The following is a 17,579-nucleotide window of genomic DNA, read 5'->3' on the forward strand; positions in this document are numbered from 1 at the left end:
CAAGTTTGTCCGTCGGTGTTCCCAGCGCCGGCAACATAGTCACAGCAGCAAAGGATTCGTCGGGTGTGGTACGTCCATGATAATAAGTTTTTCAGTCAGGTCTGGGTAGTTCGCGGCAATACTGAAGGCCACCTGTGCGCCAATATCATGCCCTGCAATAAAAGCCTTCTTGTAACCTAATTTTTGCAGCAGCCCATATATATCTGAGGCGATAGTTTTCTTGTCATATCCGTTGGCTGGCTTATCAGATGAACCCATGCCTCGGTAATCAACTACTATCAGATGGTATTTCTTCGAAAGTTCCGGCATCACTTTGCTGTATTCCCACCAGTTTTGCGGCCAACCAGGCAATAAAACGAGTATTTTCCCCGTACCGCCTTCAACGTAATGAATTTTCACGCCATTCACCTCGGAAAATTCGCTTTTGAAACCAGGGAGTTTCTTAACCAATGCATTGTCTGAAAGCGCCTCTTTATTAATCGATTGGGCAAATACGTAATTGTGAGAAATTACTCCGATAAATATGGCAACAACAACAATCAATAAAGCGGCGCTCCTTTGAGGAGCCCCACTTTGCTTTATTTGCGAATTGTATTTGGAAGCCGTTTGGAAATTGATTTGAAATATTTTCATGGCTCAAAAATTTGATGGTTGTTATTTTTTAGCTGCAGGTAATTTGTCCAGGAACACGTTCAGAGACCTGGCTTTTCCATTTTCCATGATCATCAGGTCCATACCTGAAATAAGTTTCGGGTTGGATTTCGGACCATAGTTCCAATAATAGCGTACCACATTGGCACTGTTATCAATCCTGATCATACTGAACTTGAAACCTGGATTCTGATGCTGCAATTGTGTGATCCGGGTGTTCAGGTCTTTAAGGCCCTTGATCTCAGCCGCTTCGTCAAAGAGAACAATGTCATCCGTGTATAGCTCTTTCAACTGTGCAGATCGGCTTTGCTTGTCGGTATTATCCCAAATTTGAATTTGCAGGTCAGCAATTCTTTTAAGTGCCGTTTTAGAATAAGTGGCGGGGCTTAGCTCGATATTGGATGAAGCAGTCCAAAGCTTAACAGCCGGGTTATGTTTTTCGTAACCCTTGCCATGAGGATAGCTGTTCAGCTCGATGGTAGCTCCCCATGGAGTTTCAAAGTATACCCAGGTTTCACCTTCGGTGTCACCGCCGCCTGATTGGATGTCGGAAAGAAACTTGACACCTTTGGACTCCAGGTATGCTTTGGTTGCCTTCAGGTCGCTTGTGTATAATGCGAAGTGAGTAGCACTGATATCATCGCGATACGGCTGTTCCTTACTACCGCTGTTGGGTTTATAAGCAAATAACTCGATGTTTGATCCGTCGCCGGCGCGTAACATTTTAAGTTCAACCTGGTCGGCATTTTCATGTATGTGGAAAGTCTTTTTCCATTCTGCTGGCATCGAGAACGGTCCCAGTTGTGTTACCGGCGTGAAACCGAACATGTCATGAAAATATTTAACGGCTTCGTCAATATCAGGCACGTTGATCCCAACGTGGTCAACGCCGACAATACCGGGGGCCTGTGCATTTGACTTACCAATTGATAAAAAAGTAACGAGGATAAGGGTTAATAGTGTTGACTTCGCTCCGGATGCCAACTTGTTGTATTGTTGATTTTTCATTTCTTTATGATGATGATTAACTATCATTTCTTAATTAAAATTTATTATGCTGAATATTTTTTCATCCATTTAGCTTTAATAGCGGCCCTGGTTTCAATAAATTCGATATCGGTACCCTGAGCAATGGCATCAAGTGGTTTACGGAGTGGGCGTGTACCGGCCGGCATTTGAATGAGTTCCAGGATACCATTGGCAATAACCTGCGGATCCATATTGAATTGCTGCATTTTACCAAAAAGGGCTGTGCCGATGGCATTGAATTTTTGAGTGGCTGCATCGCCATAAGACTCGGTAATAGCTGCTTTGTCTGAATTGACACCTTGTTTCTGGCCGGTATTCATCTCTGTTGGGTATACGCCCGGTTGAATGCTTACATTCTCAATACCAAATTCTGCCAGCTCGTCCTGTAAGCCTTCGGTAATACTTTCAACACCAAATTTTGAAGCAAGGTATGGGATCATAAATGGCATGGTATGGCCGCTTGCTCCGGAAGTAATATTGATGATCAAACCTTTACCGGCGGCCCTCATTGTTGGTAACACAGCCTGGTAAGTGCGGATAACACCATAAAAGTTTACTTCAAACATTTGGCGGATCCTGTCTAAACTATAGGCCTCCAGTAAACCAAAGCCGGCAACGGCTGCGTTGTTTACCAATATATCAATCCGGCCGTATTTTGCAATCATATTTGCAAAGGCGTTTGTAACCGATTCGTCTTTGGTAATGTCGATCTCAACCACATCTACATTGGGTAGCTGCGACAATTGGTTGGCAACTTCGGCATTTTTTCCACCGATATCACGCATTCCGGCTATAACTGTGAAGCCAGCTTTTGAAAGGGTTTCTGTAGTTAATTTTCCGAAGCCTGAGCTTGTTCCTGTGATGAATACTATCTGTGACATTTTCTTAAGTTTTTGTTGTTTTTGATATTTCAAAGGTCATACAATGGGCTTCCCTGCACATTGATATGAAATAAAAAAACGCGTTGACATTTATCAATGCGTTTTCTTGTATGTGATTGAAAGTTAATTGTTTGACAGATGGTCTTTTTCGAAAAAACACTTTGAAAGAAATCTAAAATGCTCAAATGCGCCAACCTCCAGCTTCGATAAATTGAAACAGGACGCGTTTATCTGCTACAAAAAAATGCCCGGAACGCATGAGCAGACCGGGCGTCCAAGCTGATTATTGATCAGCGGGTAATAAGGAATTAGGATGTTACTTACTTGAAGTTAGCGATACGGCTGTCGCTACTTTAGCTTGAAATGCTTTTTTGAGTTCGGCTGCGCCCTCTGTTATTGCGCTCCTGGTGCCGGGAATATAGGCTAAGGCGTTTAGCATACCCCAGTCATGGATCATGCCGTTATAGCGCACCGCGCTTACGCGAACACCTGCCTGGTCGAGTTTGCGGGCATAGGCTTCGCCTTCATCCCTCAAAACGTCATTTTCGGCAGTCAAAACGATTGCAGGCGGCAAACCTTTAATCTGATCAACAGTAGCTTGCAATGGCGACGCATAAATTTCTTTGCGTTTTTCAGGGTCTGATGTATAGTTATCCCAAAACCACTGCATCATACTTTTTGAAAGAAATCTGCCGGTCGCATATTTATTGTAAGATTCTGTTTCAAAATTGGCGTCGGTTACCGGCCAGTAAAGCACCTGGAGCTTGATTTTTGGGCCATTTTTATCTTTTGCCATCAAAGCTACAACCGCGGCCATGTTACCACCTACGCTGTTACCCACAACCGCAAGGTTATTTCCGTCGACTCCGATTTCTTTACCATGTTCTGCAACCCATTTGGTAGCGGCATATCCCTGGTTAACAGCTACGGGATAGTGGGCTTCCGGCGATGGGGGTATAATTAACAAAAACTGCAGCCGCGCCCGATTCAACAACAAGATCACGAACCATGCGTTTATGAACATCAAAATCACCCAATACCCAGCCGCCGCCGTGGAAAAACATGAATACCGGAAGCGTTCCCTTTGCCTTTGCCGGTTTAACAATATTAATGCTGATGGACTGCCCGTCTTCGGTAATTGTTTTTTCTGCTATGGTGATACCTGAAAGATCGACCCTTACAGAACTTTGCGCCCCGGATAACACCGCGCGGGCATCTTTCGGCGACAAAGTTTCGATAGGTTTTCCACCGCCCGAATTAAGTACGTTTAAAAAAGCTTTAGTGTTTGATTCGATCTGCGGGTCAGATGCCGGATCGGTCGATTGCGCCTTTAATTCTGTTCCTATTGCTAAAGTGCCTAACAGCAATGCTGCTTTGAGGGTCATTTTTGTTTTCATGATTATGTGTTTTTCTATGGTGCAAAAATGTCCTATGGCTCAGAAATGCCGCTTGACCTGGGTTAAGAAAAGGCATTGACTTTTGTCAATGGTTGCTTTTGTACATGTTCACGAAGTATGGGCTAACAAAAAAAGCCTCATATAGAGGCTTCTTGTTATTATATTAATTTTTATTGGGTACTGAGAAATCACATTGCCGGTGCCTAAGCCATCCGGGTTATTTTGATAGCGGAATAGCGAGCCGAAGCGTTGGCCGGGTCCCTTCAAAACGGTTTTTCGCTGCTGTTTCAAAAAACACTTTGGCCTCAAGCAAAACACCGTTCCGTGCGAAATAAGCCAGTCCCGGGCCATATCCAAACACACGCTCTTTGGTATTGTCAACACCATATTTATCATGGTAGTAATGGCTGTTGCCATCATAACTATCCTGATTGAATTGCGTTAAATAATAAGCGGCTGCTTCTATCTTCAGGCTTTTTAAAATTGAATAATCGATGGAGTAATTACCATTGTAATACGTCCCGGCTTTACTTTTTTGCCCAATAAAGTGGCTATTGTAATTAAACTGATTCCTGGAACTTACACTGATCTGATCGCTCAACATAAGCGTAAAGGCATGGTAAATGCCATAAGCCCACAAATGCGGTGACGGATTGATATTATACCTGTTGTCATAACTGCCAACCGGCACATTAATGTCAAATTCTACGCGGTGCGAAAACGGCTTGCCAAATAGTTTCTTGTCCGACCATTGAACGGCTGTTCCCTGCACAATATCGGCTAAAACACCGGGATTAACTGTAGGGGCCTGGCTACTTAGGTTTGATGCCGAGATCTGCACAAAAGGTACTATTACAGTAAAGCCAATGTTGCCGCCCATCAAGCGTACCGGTGAAAGATAGATCAACTGGTTCATTTGCAAAAGCGAGTTAACCTTTAAATCTGAATGCGTATTTCTGCCGAAACCATCATTTAATTGATGGGCCTGGAAATACTGGGCGTAGCCCTGGTAAATGAAACCCGGTTTACCGGCCACACCATCGTAAACATTTGCAAGGCCAAGATTGGTAGGAGGGAGTGCCGGATCTTGTGCGTATGTCTTAACGATAGCCGATAGACAAAATGCTAACAATAATAATGGGCGTCTGGTCCGTGCTTTATTGTTCTTTTGTTTCTTTTCTAAGGGGGCGGTAACTTTTACTTCAGGATCGGTAGTGGCTTTTACCGGTTCATCGGTTTTTTTATTTTCTTCGGGTACGTTTGTACTGATTTCGTTTTTCATAGTGCAAATCTCTGTCGCCTCCCCAAAATGCACATTGATAAAAAACAAGAAAGCTTATTGACATTTATCAAGAACTTTCCTTGTGTATCTTGACAGCTCTTATGCTATGACTGTTTAAACTGCACTGCCGGGCATGCTTGTTATTATGATTTAGCGGGATATTTTCGATTGCTGATTGATAAAAGTCAATGGCCTTTTTTATTTTATATCAATGGGCAGCCGCCTGTAGCTCGTGACCTTTACAGCAAAACTTTTAGATCATGACAACAGAAAAATTAGATATCAACAGTGCGCTTAACTGGCGCTATGCTGCAAAAAGAATGACCGGTGCAGTTGTTCCGCAAGATGTAATGGGTCGGATCCTTGAAGCCGCCAGACTGGCACCTTCGGGCATTGGCCTGCAGCCTTATGAAATACTGGTGATCACTAACGCCGAGTTAAAAAAACAAATATTGCCGATAGCTGCTAATCAAATGCAGGTGGTAGAATCATCTCACCTGCTTGTTTTTGCCCCGTGGGACGATTACACGCCTGAACGTATTAACGGCGTGTTCGATTATTTGAACCAGCAACGTGAAACGGTGTCTACCACTTCAGATCGTCAGCGCCAGTTCGCATTAAACTATTTTTCAAAATTTAGCAGTGAGGAGAATTTTCATCACGCCGCTAAGCAGGCCCATATAGCCTTGGGTATCGCTGTAGTTGCTGCGGCATTGGAGCGGGTGGATGCTACGCCGATGGAAGGTTTTAACGCGCAGGAATTGGATAGATTTCTTGATCTGAAATCTAAAGGCCTTCGCAGCTCAATGCTGATGGCGATTGGTTACCGTGACGAGGCGAATGATTGGAATTTCAAATTGCCGAAGGTTCGTAAACCAATACATGAGTTAATAAAACTTTATAAGTAAATGATGGCCGATAATAACAGCCAATTGTAAGGCTATTATTACCGGCATCTTTTTAATGTGATTTGAAAGAAATATGGAAATTATCAATTTTTTGCCGGCATCCACAAGGGGTAATAAAAACATTGGCTGGCTTAACGGGTTCCATTCCTTTAGCTTCGGCGCATTCTATGAACCCGGAAGGGTACCATTTGGCCCCTTGCTGATATTGAATGATGATTTTGTAAAGCCTAATACCGGATTTGGGCAGCATCGACATAAAAATATGGAGATCATTTCTATTCCGTTAAAGGGATCAATAACCCATAAAGACAGCACCGGGAGGGAGTCAACTATCGGCGCCGGAGATATACAGGTAATGAGCGCAGGTGCCGGTATAACACACAGCGAATTTAATCATAGTAACGAAGAGGTCAACTTCCTTCAAATATGGATCCACCCGGAGCAAAGGGATGTTAACCCAAGGTATCAGCAAGTATCCATTTCTCCCACGCAAAATCAACTCCGGCAAGTGGTTTCACCTCATCCCGATGATGAGGGACTTTGGATTTATCAAAGGGCCTGGATACATTTAGGGGATTTTGAAGCTGGCGCAAGTGCTGCTTACAACATCAAACACCAGGGCGATGGTGTATATTTCTTTTTGATTAGCGGCGAGGCCTGGATAGCTGGGCATACACTGCAAAAACGTGACGCAATTACTGTTACTGGCTTGGAGAGCATTTTAATGAGGTTTACTGAAAACTCCAGGATCATGGTAATTGAAATTCCGGTAAAATTAGCGTACTGAAATTAGGGAGTTGGCTGTTTTAAGTTAATGGCGAGTGTGATTTGTTCTTTGTTTAAAATCAGAAAATGTAATTATGCGGTGGAGACGCCTATTGCTTATATTTGAAATTGATTTTACTTAACAGCGAACAGAGTGATTGAAGTATTTAAAAAATATATCCGCGAAAAAAGCAAGGTTTCGGAGGAGGACCTGGATAAAATTATTGCGGTTTGCCAAGTGAAGAGAGTAAGGAAGCGACAGTATTTATTGCAGGAGGGCGATGTATGGAAATTTAATGCCTTCGTGACAAAAGGCTGCGTGCGTACCTACACGCTCGACGATAAGGGGAATGAGCATATTATCAACTTCGCGGTAGAAAACTGGTGGACGGGAGACCGGGAAAGCCTGGCTTCGGGCGAGCCGTCGATATTCAATATTGACGCGCTGGAAGATTCGGAAATTGTCCTGATCACAAAGCCGAACTTTGAGATGCTTTGTGCCCAGATCCCTGCATTTAACGATATGGTAAATGGCATTTTGCAGAAGAGTTTTATCGTGGCCCAAAACCGTATACAGACATTTATCAGTTTATCCGCAGAAGAAAAATATCTTAAATTCCTGGAGAAGTTCCCTCACCTGGTAATACGTGTACCGCAGGGAATGATTGCTTCTTACCTGGGCATAACGCCCGAAACTTTAAGCCGGATCCGGAACCAAACGGCAAAGAAATAGCGTAGGTTTTGCAGGTATTTGAATTTTCGGAAGGCATTTTACTTGAAATGGCATTGATAAATATCAATGCCATTTCTTATTTGATATCAATTAAAAACGGCAGCAGCATCAGCATTTTTGGATGTCGGTTTTTCGCTTTTGAGAGCTGGCAAACTTGTTATGAAAAAGATAGAAGGATTAAGAAAAATAGCGATCCGGTTGAATGGCACTACCAGTAAAGCTTACGAAATGCTTGCTGAAAATGTGATCGGTTCAAAGAAGATTCTCGCCGCGCCTGGGTTGACTGTGTATGTATTGGTAGACGGCACAATAATGGAGTTATATGGTCCCGGTGCCGACTTTCCGGCCTATTTGTTTGCAGATTCAGATGTTGTGGTCAGTTATAGGGTCAGCAATTTGGATGAGGCGCTTGTAGAATTGACAAGATCTGGGGCGGAAGTAGTTGCTGTTATGGATTGTGACCAGGGATCTTTTCGCTTTTGCCATATTCGTATAACCGGGCAAAGCCTGTTTGGGATATATGAGGAGCGGGAGTTGCGCACAGCCTCCTGACAAGTTTTTGGGCTGGTATGGATTTAGTCCCATACCAGCTATCAATCTATCTGTCGTGGTACAGTTCTTTTTTAATACCAAGTTTTTTCATTCTGGACGTGAGCGTACTTGGTGGCAGGCCCAGAATTTCGGCGGCACCGCCCACACCTGTTACCTTACCATTGCAGCTTTTAAGTACTGAAAGGATGTGTTCAGCTTCAATCTGCTCAAGTGTTTTCCTGTTATCGCCGGTGGAGGTTGCAGGTATGGAATCCGTTCGCGTCACAGCTGGCATTTCGATGCTTTCAACAATCTTTCCTCTTGTTTTGATCAATGTCCGCTCCATCAAATGGTTTAACTCCCGGATGTTGCCCGGCCAGTTATAGACCGATAATTGCTTTAAAGCAGCCGGGCTTAGCTCCGGCGCTTCCAATCTTCCCATTTCTTCGGCGCTTTTGGAGAGGAAATACCGGGCGAGGACAGGAATATCTTCCTTGCGCTCCCGCAGCGGAGGCAGATTGATCGGGTACACATTAAGTCTGTAAAACAGGTCCAAACGAAACCGCCCTTCGCCAACTTCTTTCTCAAGGTTACGGTTGGTGGCAGCGACAATACGCACGTCAACTTTAATTGTTTTGCTGCTCCCGATATGTTCAAACTGCCTTTCCTGTAGTACCCTTAACAGTTTTACCTGCGATTCTAAAGGCAACTCGCCAATTTCATCCAGGAATATTGTACCCCCGTTAGCTGCTTCAAATTTCCCGATACGCTTTTCGATAGCACCGGTAAAGGCACCTTTTTCATGACCAAATAGTTCAGATTCAATCAGGTCGGCAGGTATAGCCGCGCAGTTGACTGTTATAAATGGAGCATCCTGCCTTGAAGATAGCAGATGGATATTATGTGCAATTTTTTCCTTGCCCGTACCGCTCTCGCCAAGGATAAGAACAGTTACCGGGGTATCTGCAACCATTTCTACGTTATCCAGCACATGCAGCAGCGCGGCGCTGTTGCCATAAATGCCCTCAAATTTAGGTACAGATTTAACCGGTTGATTACGGGATGCCCGTCTGAGTGTTTTTGAATCACCGTTATACGCCAATGATAAAGTGTTAAAAAGGCGAAAGACAAACTTTTCATTCTTACATAAAAGGGTTTTATGTGAATGGTCAAACCCATTTTCGTTTCTGTTGAAGAATGCCAGCTGCAGTGTGCCCTCGCTGGTTTTGTTCAGCAATTGTAAGGATGAGTTTAACCTGTAGGGCGCTAACAGTCCACCGCCAGGGATACGGCCTGCCTGAAAGCTATGGAAAGCGCCCCCATTAAGTATACTCGCGTCTACACTTTTTCGGATCTGCGTTTGACTGCCCTGGTAGTAAAATACCTGGATAAGTTGTTTGGCCTCGAGTGCAGGCAGTACCTGGTATTCGTTAAAGCCAACCCTAAAAAAAGCGCCGGATTCCGGTTTGTTACTGTTTGCCGGCGTATAGCTGAAAGCGAGGTAATCAAATGGGATCAGAGATTGAAATGTAGCCGGAATTTTATTCAGTTTACTTTCCAATGTTGTTTGCTCATCTGTTAAGGCCCTTACCTGTTGCTGCAAAAGCAGTTCGCGCTGTGCGGTAAATTGCAAGCTGGTTTCATGCTTGCTTCTTGCAATATCCAGCATGATCAGCAAGTCTTTCTCCCTGAAAGGTTTAACCAAAAAACCGTAAGGTTGCGTGGCCTTAGCGGCCTCCAGGATACTTTGATTGGTATTGGCAGAAATATAAATAAAGCCAATGCCTTTTTCCTGCAGATAGGGGGCAAGTTCCGTCCCCATCGAATCGTCCTGCAGAAATATATCAAGCAGTACCCAAGTAGGCTGATATTTGTCAATAGCTGCTTTCGCCGATTCCACACTGTCCGCAGTGCCGCACACGTTGTAGCCGGCATTCTCCATCATATTGGTCAGGTCATTGGCAACGATGAACTCATCTTCAACAATCAGTAGCTTTTCAATCATACTTCAAATTAGCTTTTCCTTAGCAGAACACAAAATGCGCCTGTTGATCAGTTTTTGTTTTAAAATCTATTATTACCTCAAACCCGCTTACGGTATTTACGGTTACAGCGCCGCGTATTTGCCTGGAAAGCCCCATGATCAACGTTTTTCCAAGCGATTTTGCCGAAAGGAAATCAAACCCCTCGGGAAGACCTATGCCATTATCGGCAAACATCAGGCGATAAGTGCCTACTTGCAGGTGCAGGAGCGTAATTGTTATTTTGCCCCCGGCTTCGTTCGGAAACGCGTATTTCAATGAGTTGGTAGCCAGTTCATTGATGATCAGCGCAAAAGGTATCGCCGTGTCCGGATCTATCGTAATCGGTACCAGATTGAGGTCGAATGTTATCCTTTCGGCACATTCAAATTCATCAATAAGGTAATCCACCACTTCTTTTATACAGCATGACATTTCGATAGCAGCCCCTGTGGCCTGCTGAAATAGCTTTTGATGAACCAGCGATAGGGCGTATAACCGGTGTTTACTATAAAACAAAACCTCCCTGCCTGTTTTATCATCCGTAAACGAAAGCTGGCTGTTTATGAGGCTGCTTAATACCTGCAAGTTGTTCTTTACCCTATGGTGCATTTCTGCAACCAACCATTCCTTTTCGGTAGAAAGTTTATTGATATCGCCTTTTAATAAGGCAATGTTCAACTCCAGTGTTTTGATCTGCTGCCCCTTCACATCTTTGTTTTTTCTTATACTAATACGTTCCAGCAATAACACACATCCTCCAATCAGCAGCAATAATACTGTAATTCCAATCAACCATTTGCTTTGAAGAACACCTATTGCCAAACAGCTTGAAATGTTGTTGGTAATATATTCTTTGCTGGCATTGGTTGCCTTAACAAACCTGGCATTTGGTATCGTCATTTTATTGTTTGATTATTCCTCTGCACGGTTTTGTTAGGTTTAGCTAAGCATATTCTATGTTCAAAAAATGTTTTGAACATAGAATATGCTTTACCAGCAATCTGCATGCCCGTTAAGAGGTTGTTCTTTTTCAATTGCTTACGATTTTGAACTCTTTAAATTCCCGATATTTCGAGAACTTGCGATATTTCGATAACCGTATTGGGTTTGAAGCAATTTGCCCTGGTTGGGGCATTAAGTGCAATGTGCCTTATTGATCTGGTTCTGGATCAGTATAGGGCTTGTTAGCAGGAGTGTATTGTTTCAAGTATCCATTACCAAAGGTCATGACTATTTAAAAACTACCTGTTGACCTACGCTAAATAACTGCCTTGACATTTATCAATCCTGCTTTTTAATCGGGGGTGTTGGATATCATTTTGCCGGGAGGATATAAACCAAAACGGGCAGCCTGAATGGCTGCCCGCTATAATATTCAGTATATGAAACTAATGGTTACGATACCTTACCTCTCGGATCATCGATGTGAATCTTGGCGATTTCGTACAGTACTCCCTGGCGATCAAGGATCCGAACGTTTTTAACTACCGTACTTAACGCGGTTAAAAATGTTTCAGCGTTTTCATGACGCTCGTAAGCCTCTTCGTCTGCCCAGCCCTCAAGCAGGTGGAAGGTATTTGGATCCGTTAGGTCTTGAGAAAAGGCATAATATATACATCCCGGCAATTTGTTTGCCGCTGTCATATCCGGGATCACGGCGTCGATGAATATCTGGCGGTCATCCGGATGCACACGATAATAGGCACTTACCGTAATACCGGTTGAAAGTGTTTTATCATGATCTGTTGATGTTCCTGTTTTAATAGAATTTTCCATATTTTAAACTGTTGATGAAATAACTGTAGCCATTGGCTAAATAATTACTGTAGCACCGCGCTTAAATTTCCAAACACACCAAGCTGGCCGAGTAAAATAGTGCCGGCAGTGTAACAGTGAAATGATTTTACCTTACCATTTTCCAGGTGAAATACATCGCAGCAAGGGGTATGTATCTCATTACCGGTAGCCGCAATTGTGCCGGCAGGCAATTGCAGCGGGCCTTTGTGCGTGCCGTTAAGTGATAGTTCAACCACCACTACATTTTCTTCGTCCCTTACATAAAAATCGTATAGTTCGCGGTGCATATCAGGGAAGGCTGTTGAATAGATATCAACCGTTCTGCCAATATCCGCGCCATAATATTTTGCGCCTGCAGATATATCCCAAAAGTAGCCGTCGTCTGTAAAAAGGGCTGCAAAAGCTTTGCTATCCTGTATTTCCGCGACACGGTAAAGCTCGCGGATCACTTTTTCGTTTTCTGAATTTGTTGGAGTTTTCATATGGTTCTTTTATCGATTTGATACAAAGGTTGGAATTGCCATTCTTCTGTAAATTGACATAGGATAAAAAAGAGTGTTGATAAATGTCAATGAGTAAAGTTGAGCACCGCAGTTTTTTTCCCTGCTGAATCCGTTAACGCATTGCGGCTTTTACTTCAATTCGGCCCTTGTTAGTAATTGTTTCAGTTTGCCCTCCAGTGCTTCTCCGCGCAGGTTCTTAGCTATCACCCTGCCTTCAGGATCGATCAGGAAGTTTTGCGGGATTGCATTAATACCATAAAGTTTCGCGGCAGTGTCGTTCATGTATTTGAACTCAGAAACCTGTGTCCAGCTTAGGTGGTCATCTTTAATGGCTTTTAACCAGTTGTCGCGGTATTTAGGGCCATCCAGGGAAATGCCTAATACCGTAAAGCCTTTATCATGAAAATGCTCATAGGCCTTTACAACATTAGGGTTCTCCGCGCGGCAGGGAGTACACCAAGGTGCCCAGAAGTCGATCAATACGTACTTGCCCCGTAAAGATGATAGTTTTACCAGGTTGCCGTCGGCGTCCGGCTCCGCAAAGTCGGGCAGTATTTTGCCAATAGCAGTGATCTTTAGTTTTTCCAGTTTTGCCGTAAAATTTCTGCCTTCTTTACTTGCTTTTACATCTTCTCCAAATTTATTAAATATAGATTGCAGCAATGAATAATCGGCGGTATAAGCATAGTCGCCCAAGGCCAGAATCCCGGCTATTGATGCTGTATGATTTTCAGCAAATCGTCGTTTTGAGGCATAATAAGCCGAATCGATAGCCGCTTCTTTGATGTGTTGCTTAGCTTTAAAGCTTGCCGCTTTACGTTCTTGTTCGGTTGCCGCATTGGTTTCGGCTTCTAATGCCTGGTATTTGTTATCAAAAAACTTCTCTTCAGCACGGTATAACCGGTATTCTTCATTCAACCTGGTGCCGCTTACAGTAGCATCCTCAATAGTCGATTTGCCTTGGATGATCGTAGTGCCCTGCATAAGATAAAACTCGAGCTTATCGTCTTTACTATCTGTGAGCGACTTATGTTTAAGTGAGATCTCTGCTTTAACAGGTTCCGCGACAGTTCCGTTAAAGGTAAAATGTCCGTTGATGATCGGTGTCGCTATCTGCTGATGCGCACCGGATGGTGTAATGTACCGCATTAAGGCACTATCTCCGCGGGCTGAATTTTCGATAGCTCCTTTAATAGTGAAAGCGTTGTTTTGCGCGGTGGAAATGAATGGTGAGGCTACTAAAAGCGCAATAAATAATTTTTTCATTTTAATGATGGAGGATAATTCGATGACGTTGTGGATATAACTGTTTTATTTAATCATTTCTAAGCGGCTTCTTAACAATCGGGGCCGGTTAACATCTTTTTCAGTTAACCGGCCCAGATTGTTTTAATTTAGAGCAACTTAGTTTATTCTTCCCCTAAAAAAACATAAAGCTTTTGCACTTTCCCGTTTTCAATCACAAACAGGTCCATACCGGTAACAGCATCTGGTTTAGCCTCGTTACCTACTTGCCAAAATAAACGGGCGATGTTGTGGTGAATATTGATTGGTTTAGCGTGAGTGAAACGGAAGTCAGGATTTTTTTGATGTAATTCAACGATAAAGTCTTCTATTTCTTTGTGCCCGTTAGCAATAAAGTGGCTATCGACCATCTCGATATCTGTTGCGTAAATCTCGTTGAGTATTACTTTGCGTTTGTCTTCATCCTGTTCGTTCCAAAGTTCAAGATGGCGTTCTATCAGGGCTTTAATCTCCTCTTCTGTAAGCGCTTCATTTTTAATCCTGCTCTTAGGAGACCAAAGTACTTTTGCCGGATTATTTTTCTCGTAACCTTTGCCATTGGGATAGGAAACAAGCTCCATCTTTGCTCCCCATGGAGAAAGAAAATACACCCATGTTTCACCTTCCGTATCGCCCGATGGCATCAGGAAAGGCTCGCCAAGAAAACTGATACCTTTTGATTTTAAGAATTCAACCGCTTCATCCATGTTTGCGGTATAGAAACCGATGTGGCTTGCGCCGATATCATCACTTCCCGGATGTGATTTACTTCCCTGGTTATTATCATAGGCAAAAACTTCGATACTTGCACCGGTGCCGGCGTGTACCATTTTTATAGTAACTGCTCCGGTATCTGGATGCATATTGTTGTTTTCTTTCCATGTGGCGTCGAGCGGAAACGGGCCGAGTTGAGTAACCGCAGAGAAACCGAAAATATCGCTGAAAAAATCGATGGCCTGTTGCAGGTCAGGTACATTGATACCAACGTGGTCGATACCTAATATTTGTGCTTTTGTTGACATGTTCTTGCTTTTTTTAATGTTTCTCATTTGTTTGTGAACATGACAAAATTGTCCTTTTAGCGTTGACCATGCATTGATATAGAATAAAAAAGCACATTGATAAATGTCAATGCATTGACTTGACCAAGCCTATCAAGATTGAAACAATATTGGCGGATAAAAGATTTAAAACTGTCTCTTATTAGGCTGATTTTTAATAATATATGTTGGTTTATATAAAGTTTATATTGGCTTGTATTAGCGATTAGATTTTCGCAATGTTGGGTTATATTATTTACTTTTGGCGCTATTAAAACAATCTATTTATTGATAAACAGATTGCCGCATTGGGTCGGTAACCTGGTTGAGTTTGGCCAATAGCACTTTGAAAGACAAAAAAGGATAATGGGTTTCAAGGTTAGTTTGTCATATCATTGGTTTTGCCGCCGAACTGAAGCTGTCGTTAATGATCTTATCCCGGTGCGTTGAAGTATGGAAGGGATCTGCCTGTAGCCATTCCAATTCGATAGTTAATCCATTGTTGCTGGTTATCTTTAATTGGGCGCGTATCTGGCGGCTTAAACCTGTCATGAGCTGCATACCTAATGATTTTAATTGCTTTATATCAATCTCCGGGGATAAACCTTTCCCGTTATCACTGATCATTAACCGAACGTGATTGTCAGTACTGGTAAGGTTGATGGAAACCTGTTTGTCGGTCTGATCAGCAAACGCATATTTTATCGAATTTGTTATCGCTTCGTTCAGGATCAACCCGATGGGTACAGCCTGGGAAACATCTAACCTTACCGGTGCTACATCTACCCGGAATTTGATATGGCCAATGGTATCGAAACTATCCTGCAGATAGAGTGCGATCTCCCGGATATAATCTCCCGCATCTATAGTAGCGAGGTTATCAAACTGGTATAACTTCTGATGGATCAGCGATATCGACCGCATCCGGTTCTGACTTTCCCTGATCACATCGATTGCTACCACATCTTTAATATTGCTTAGCTGGGAATTAAGCAAGCTGATCACGATCTGCAGGTTGTTTTTAACGCGATGATGTACTTCTTTCAAAAGCCATTCCCTTTCATCAACCAATTGCCGTAAAGATTCATTTTGCGTATTAATTTCCTCTTGCTGTTCCTGCAGATCATTGTTTGCCTGGTGCTTAAGCTTGTACCGGTTGTAAAGGACAGCGAGTAAAGCCATCAATAACAGGACAGAGGCAATAAACAGGTTCCGGATCATTTTCTGGCTATGCAGCGCGCTGTTCTGTAACTGATTTTGATGGGTTAACAGGTCGATATGTTTTGCTTTAAAAGCGATTTCCTGATCCTTCTTTTGCAGGTCGAAAGTCATTTGCATCCTGCCAATCTGCTTGTTATAATTACGGGACAGCAGTGAATCCCGCAATAAATGTGCGTTTTCCTGGTGACTGATTGCCGAAAGGAAGTTTCCCTTCGCCGAGTCTACCTGGAATTGATAATGTTCTATTTTCTGTTTTGATATCAGGCTTTGGGTGACAGCCGCATATTTAATAAATTTTTCAACTTGTAATTCCGCTTCCGGAAACTGCTTCATGGCAATCAAGTATTCTATCATTGCCGCATCGGTAGGGCTCAATTCGATATTGTGTGCGTCTGTAAGCTGTTTCAAACGGTTATAATACCCCGAGGCTTTACCAAGCTTTTTTGTAGCTGTCGCCGCGAAAAGCAGGTTAGTGATCAGGTTGGTTTGGTTCTGATAATCGGTAGTCGGGCATTTTATGAGCGCTTCTTCACAAGTTTTTACGGCCTCCCGGTAACGCCCCAGCTTGTTATAGATAGTGCCGAGGCTGCCCGATATCATAATCCAGTCGTTAATATTACGGTTTTTAAGTGCATAATAACTTGCCTTCTCCATGTATTCCGCTGTTCTGTTATCCTGATTGATGGAATTGTAAGTAAAGGCTAAACGATAGTAGATGGTGCTGATCATTTGGCTGGTGTCCTTAAACATTTCAGCAGTTTTAAGCGCCTTTAGTTGATAGGAAAGGCCTTCTACGGTGTTTCCTGAACTTGTGAGTGCATCCCCAAGCAAATCATAAATATCCTGTAATTGTTTTACCCCTAGTAATTGGTAAAGAGCCAGCGATTCGTTTAAAAGCGAAACAGCTTCCTTAAGATCATATCTGCTATTATTCAAATCTCCAAGAAACTTCAATCCATCGGCAAGCTTCTTAGTACGTGGCGCTACTTTTCTCAAAATACCTACCGACTTCGCAAAGTAATTTATCTTTATATTAAGGCTATCCGCATTGGTGGCATCATAATAGGTTGATAATTCCGCCAGTGCGTCAGCGGCTTCAATGGTTGTTGAGTTTTTGGGAAGCAGTTTAACGCCCTGTTCGGCATATTTTCTGCCCGCAACTATATCTTTTTTTTCGCGGTAGCTTTGTGAAAGCAAGCTGTAGGCGGCGATTTCCTGTGGCAAAAAATGATATTGATGACTTAGGGAAAGGGCCTGGTTGCCATAATTGATGGCGTTACTTAGGTCGTCGGCCTGCTCACCCGGTTTATTCACATAGGTAGATGCTAAACGGAGCAATGCGTTGATCTTTGCTGTGTCTCCGAGGTCGATCTTCTTAATGCCAGACGGTATATCCGGTAGAAGGGGGGAATTGGATTTACTGAAAGCAGGGTGGGATAGAAGTAAGACAAGAATAAAGATTTTAAAAAACAGCTTATTCATAAGTAGGAGGCAACGTCAAAAGTATAGATTTTATAACCGGGTAGTTAAGGT

At 43.0% G+C, this 17,579-nt stretch carries 17 protein-coding genes; 4 read left to right on the forward strand and 13 right to left on the reverse strand.

Features of this window, described 5'->3' with window-relative positions; genetic code table 11:
* Nucleotides 1-39 precede the first annotated feature (39 nt).
* From DIU38_RS33410 to DIU38_RS03905, 6 genes are all read right to left on the reverse strand, one after another.
* A complete protein-coding gene (locus DIU38_RS33410; protein ID WP_208809219.1) occupies nt 40-633 on the reverse strand; it encodes an alpha/beta fold hydrolase in 594 nt (197 codons plus the stop codon).
* 21 nt (nt 634-654) lie between these two features.
* Entirely contained in the window at nt 655-1,659 is a 1,005-nt protein-coding gene (locus DIU38_RS03890; protein ID WP_167516075.1) for a VOC family protein, read from the reverse strand.
* 44 nt (nt 1,660-1,703) lie between these two features.
* Nucleotides 1,704-2,561, reverse strand: a complete 858-nt coding sequence (locus tag DIU38_RS03895) for an SDR family oxidoreductase (RefSeq protein WP_112653574.1) — start codon at nt 2,559-2,561, stop codon at nt 1,704-1,706.
* A 316-nt stretch (nt 2,562-2,877) separates the two neighbouring features.
* Complete coding sequence (locus DIU38_RS33745) at nt 2,878-3,528, reverse strand: alpha/beta hydrolase (RefSeq protein WP_262714277.1); 651 nt, start codon at nt 3,526-3,528, stop codon at nt 2,878-2,880.
* On the reverse strand, nt 3,479-3,958 hold the full coding sequence (locus DIU38_RS34380; RefSeq protein ID WP_262714278.1) for an alpha/beta hydrolase: 480 nt from the start codon (nt 3,956-3,958) through the stop codon (nt 3,479-3,481). Before DIU38_RS34380 ends, DIU38_RS33745 begins: the two co-directional genes overlap by 50 nt.
* A gap of 217 nt (nt 3,959-4,175) precedes the next feature.
* A complete protein-coding gene (locus DIU38_RS03905) occupies nt 4,176-5,240 on the reverse strand; it encodes a SphA family protein (RefSeq protein WP_112653573.1) in 1,065 nt (354 codons plus the stop codon).
* Between the two features lie 260 nt (nt 5,241-5,500).
* Here DIU38_RS03905 and DIU38_RS03910 point away from each other — a divergent pair, with 260 nt between their 5' ends.
* From DIU38_RS03910 to DIU38_RS03925, 4 genes are all read left to right on the forward strand, one after another.
* Nucleotides 5,501-6,148: a nitroreductase family protein gene (locus tag DIU38_RS03910; protein ID WP_112653572.1), complete on the forward strand. Its 648-nt coding sequence runs from the start codon at nt 5,501-5,503 to the stop codon at nt 6,146-6,148.
* Nucleotides 6,149-6,221: 73 nt separating this feature from the next.
* On the forward strand, nt 6,222-6,935 hold the full coding sequence (locus DIU38_RS03915; RefSeq protein ID WP_112653571.1) for a pirin family protein: 714 nt from the start codon (nt 6,222-6,224) through the stop codon (nt 6,933-6,935).
* A 132-nt stretch (nt 6,936-7,067) separates the two neighbouring features.
* On the forward strand, nt 7,068-7,646 hold the full coding sequence (locus tag DIU38_RS03920; protein WP_112653570.1) for a Crp/Fnr family transcriptional regulator: 579 nt from the start codon (nt 7,068-7,070) through the stop codon (nt 7,644-7,646).
* A gap of 159 nt (nt 7,647-7,805) precedes the next feature.
* Complete coding sequence (locus tag DIU38_RS03925; RefSeq protein WP_112653569.1) at nt 7,806-8,198, forward strand: hypothetical protein; 393 nt, start codon at nt 7,806-7,808, stop codon at nt 8,196-8,198.
* A 46-nt stretch (nt 8,199-8,244) separates the two neighbouring features.
* Here DIU38_RS03925 and DIU38_RS34605 read toward each other — a convergent pair whose 3' ends face one another.
* From DIU38_RS34605 to DIU38_RS03960, 7 genes are all read right to left on the reverse strand, one after another.
* Entirely contained in the window at nt 8,245-10,182 is a 1,938-nt protein-coding gene (locus tag DIU38_RS34605; RefSeq protein WP_112653568.1) for a sigma-54 dependent transcriptional regulator, read from the reverse strand.
* A gap of 19 nt (nt 10,183-10,201) precedes the next feature.
* Nucleotides 10,202-11,101 (reverse strand): sensor histidine kinase, encoded by a 900-nt coding sequence (locus DIU38_RS03935; protein ID WP_112653567.1) that lies wholly within the window; start codon nt 11,099-11,101, stop codon nt 10,202-10,204.
* Nucleotides 11,102-11,596: 495 nt separating this feature from the next.
* On the reverse strand, nt 11,597-11,977 hold the full coding sequence (locus DIU38_RS03940) for a putative quinol monooxygenase (protein ID WP_112653566.1): 381 nt from the start codon (nt 11,975-11,977) through the stop codon (nt 11,597-11,599).
* A 44-nt stretch (nt 11,978-12,021) separates the two neighbouring features.
* Nucleotides 12,022-12,480: a nuclear transport factor 2 family protein gene (locus DIU38_RS03945; protein ID WP_091176505.1), complete on the reverse strand. Its 459-nt coding sequence runs from the start codon at nt 12,478-12,480 to the stop codon at nt 12,022-12,024.
* Nucleotides 12,481-12,630: 150 nt separating this feature from the next.
* Complete coding sequence (locus DIU38_RS03950; protein WP_112653565.1) at nt 12,631-13,767, reverse strand: TlpA disulfide reductase family protein; 1,137 nt, start codon at nt 13,765-13,767, stop codon at nt 12,631-12,633.
* Between the two features lie 143 nt (nt 13,768-13,910).
* Nucleotides 13,911-14,807 (reverse strand): VOC family protein, encoded by an 897-nt coding sequence (locus tag DIU38_RS03955; RefSeq protein WP_208057597.1) that lies wholly within the window; start codon nt 14,805-14,807, stop codon nt 13,911-13,913.
* A 405-nt stretch (nt 14,808-15,212) separates the two neighbouring features.
* Nucleotides 15,213-17,528, reverse strand: a complete 2,316-nt coding sequence (locus DIU38_RS03960) for a sensor histidine kinase (RefSeq protein ID WP_112653563.1) — start codon at nt 17,526-17,528, stop codon at nt 15,213-15,215.
* Nucleotides 17,529-17,579: the final 51 nt, after the last annotated feature.

The organism is Mucilaginibacter metallidurans, assembly GCF_003286435.2.
Taxonomy (GTDB): domain Bacteria; phylum Bacteroidota; class Bacteroidia; order Sphingobacteriales; family Sphingobacteriaceae; genus Mucilaginibacter; species Mucilaginibacter gossypii.

Coding starts and splice junctions, on each gene's coding strand:
- DIU38_RS03895 (WP_112653574.1), bottom strand. CDS start 2,561: ATGTCACAGATAGTATTCATCACAGGAACAAGCTCAGGCTTCGGAAAA.
- DIU38_RS03910 (WP_112653572.1), top strand. CDS start 5,501: ATGACAACAGAAAAATTAGATATCAACAGTGCGCTTAACTGGCGCTAT.
- DIU38_RS34380 (WP_262714278.1), bottom strand. CDS start 3,958: ATGAAAACAAAAATGACCCTCAAAGCAGCATTGCTGTTAGGCACTTTA.
- DIU38_RS03890 (WP_167516075.1), bottom strand. CDS start 1,659: ATGAAAAATCAACAATACAACAAGTTGGCATCCGGAGCGAAGTCAACA.
- DIU38_RS03905 (WP_112653573.1), bottom strand. CDS start 5,240: ATGAAAAACGAAATCAGTACAAACGTACCCGAAGAAAATAAAAAAACC.
- DIU38_RS03960 (WP_112653563.1), bottom strand. CDS start 17,528: ATGAATAAGCTGTTTTTTAAAATCTTTATTCTTGTCTTACTTCTATCC.
- DIU38_RS34605 (WP_112653568.1), bottom strand. CDS start 10,182: ATGATTGAAAAGCTACTGATTGTTGAAGATGAGTTCATCGTTGCCAAT.
- DIU38_RS03950 (WP_112653565.1), bottom strand. CDS start 13,767: ATGAAAAAATTATTTATTGCGCTTTTAGTAGCCTCACCATTCATTTCC.
- DIU38_RS33410 (WP_208809219.1), bottom strand. CDS start 633: ATGAAAATATTTCAAATCAATTTCCAAACGGCTTCCAAATACAATTCG.
- DIU38_RS03935 (WP_112653567.1), bottom strand. CDS start 11,101: ATGACGATACCAAATGCCAGGTTTGTTAAGGCAACCAATGCCAGCAAA.
- DIU38_RS03955 (WP_208057597.1), bottom strand. CDS start 14,807: ATGTCAACAAAAGCACAAATATTAGGTATCGACCACGTTGGTATCAAT.
- DIU38_RS03915 (WP_112653571.1), top strand. CDS start 6,222: ATGGAAATTATCAATTTTTTGCCGGCATCCACAAGGGGTAATAAAAAC.
- DIU38_RS03940 (WP_112653566.1), bottom strand. CDS start 11,977: ATGGAAAATTCTATTAAAACAGGAACATCAACAGATCATGATAAAACA.
- DIU38_RS03945 (WP_091176505.1), bottom strand. CDS start 12,480: ATGAAAACTCCAACAAATTCAGAAAACGAAAAAGTGATCCGCGAGCTT.
- DIU38_RS03925 (WP_112653569.1), top strand. CDS start 7,806: ATGAAAAAGATAGAAGGATTAAGAAAAATAGCGATCCGGTTGAATGGC.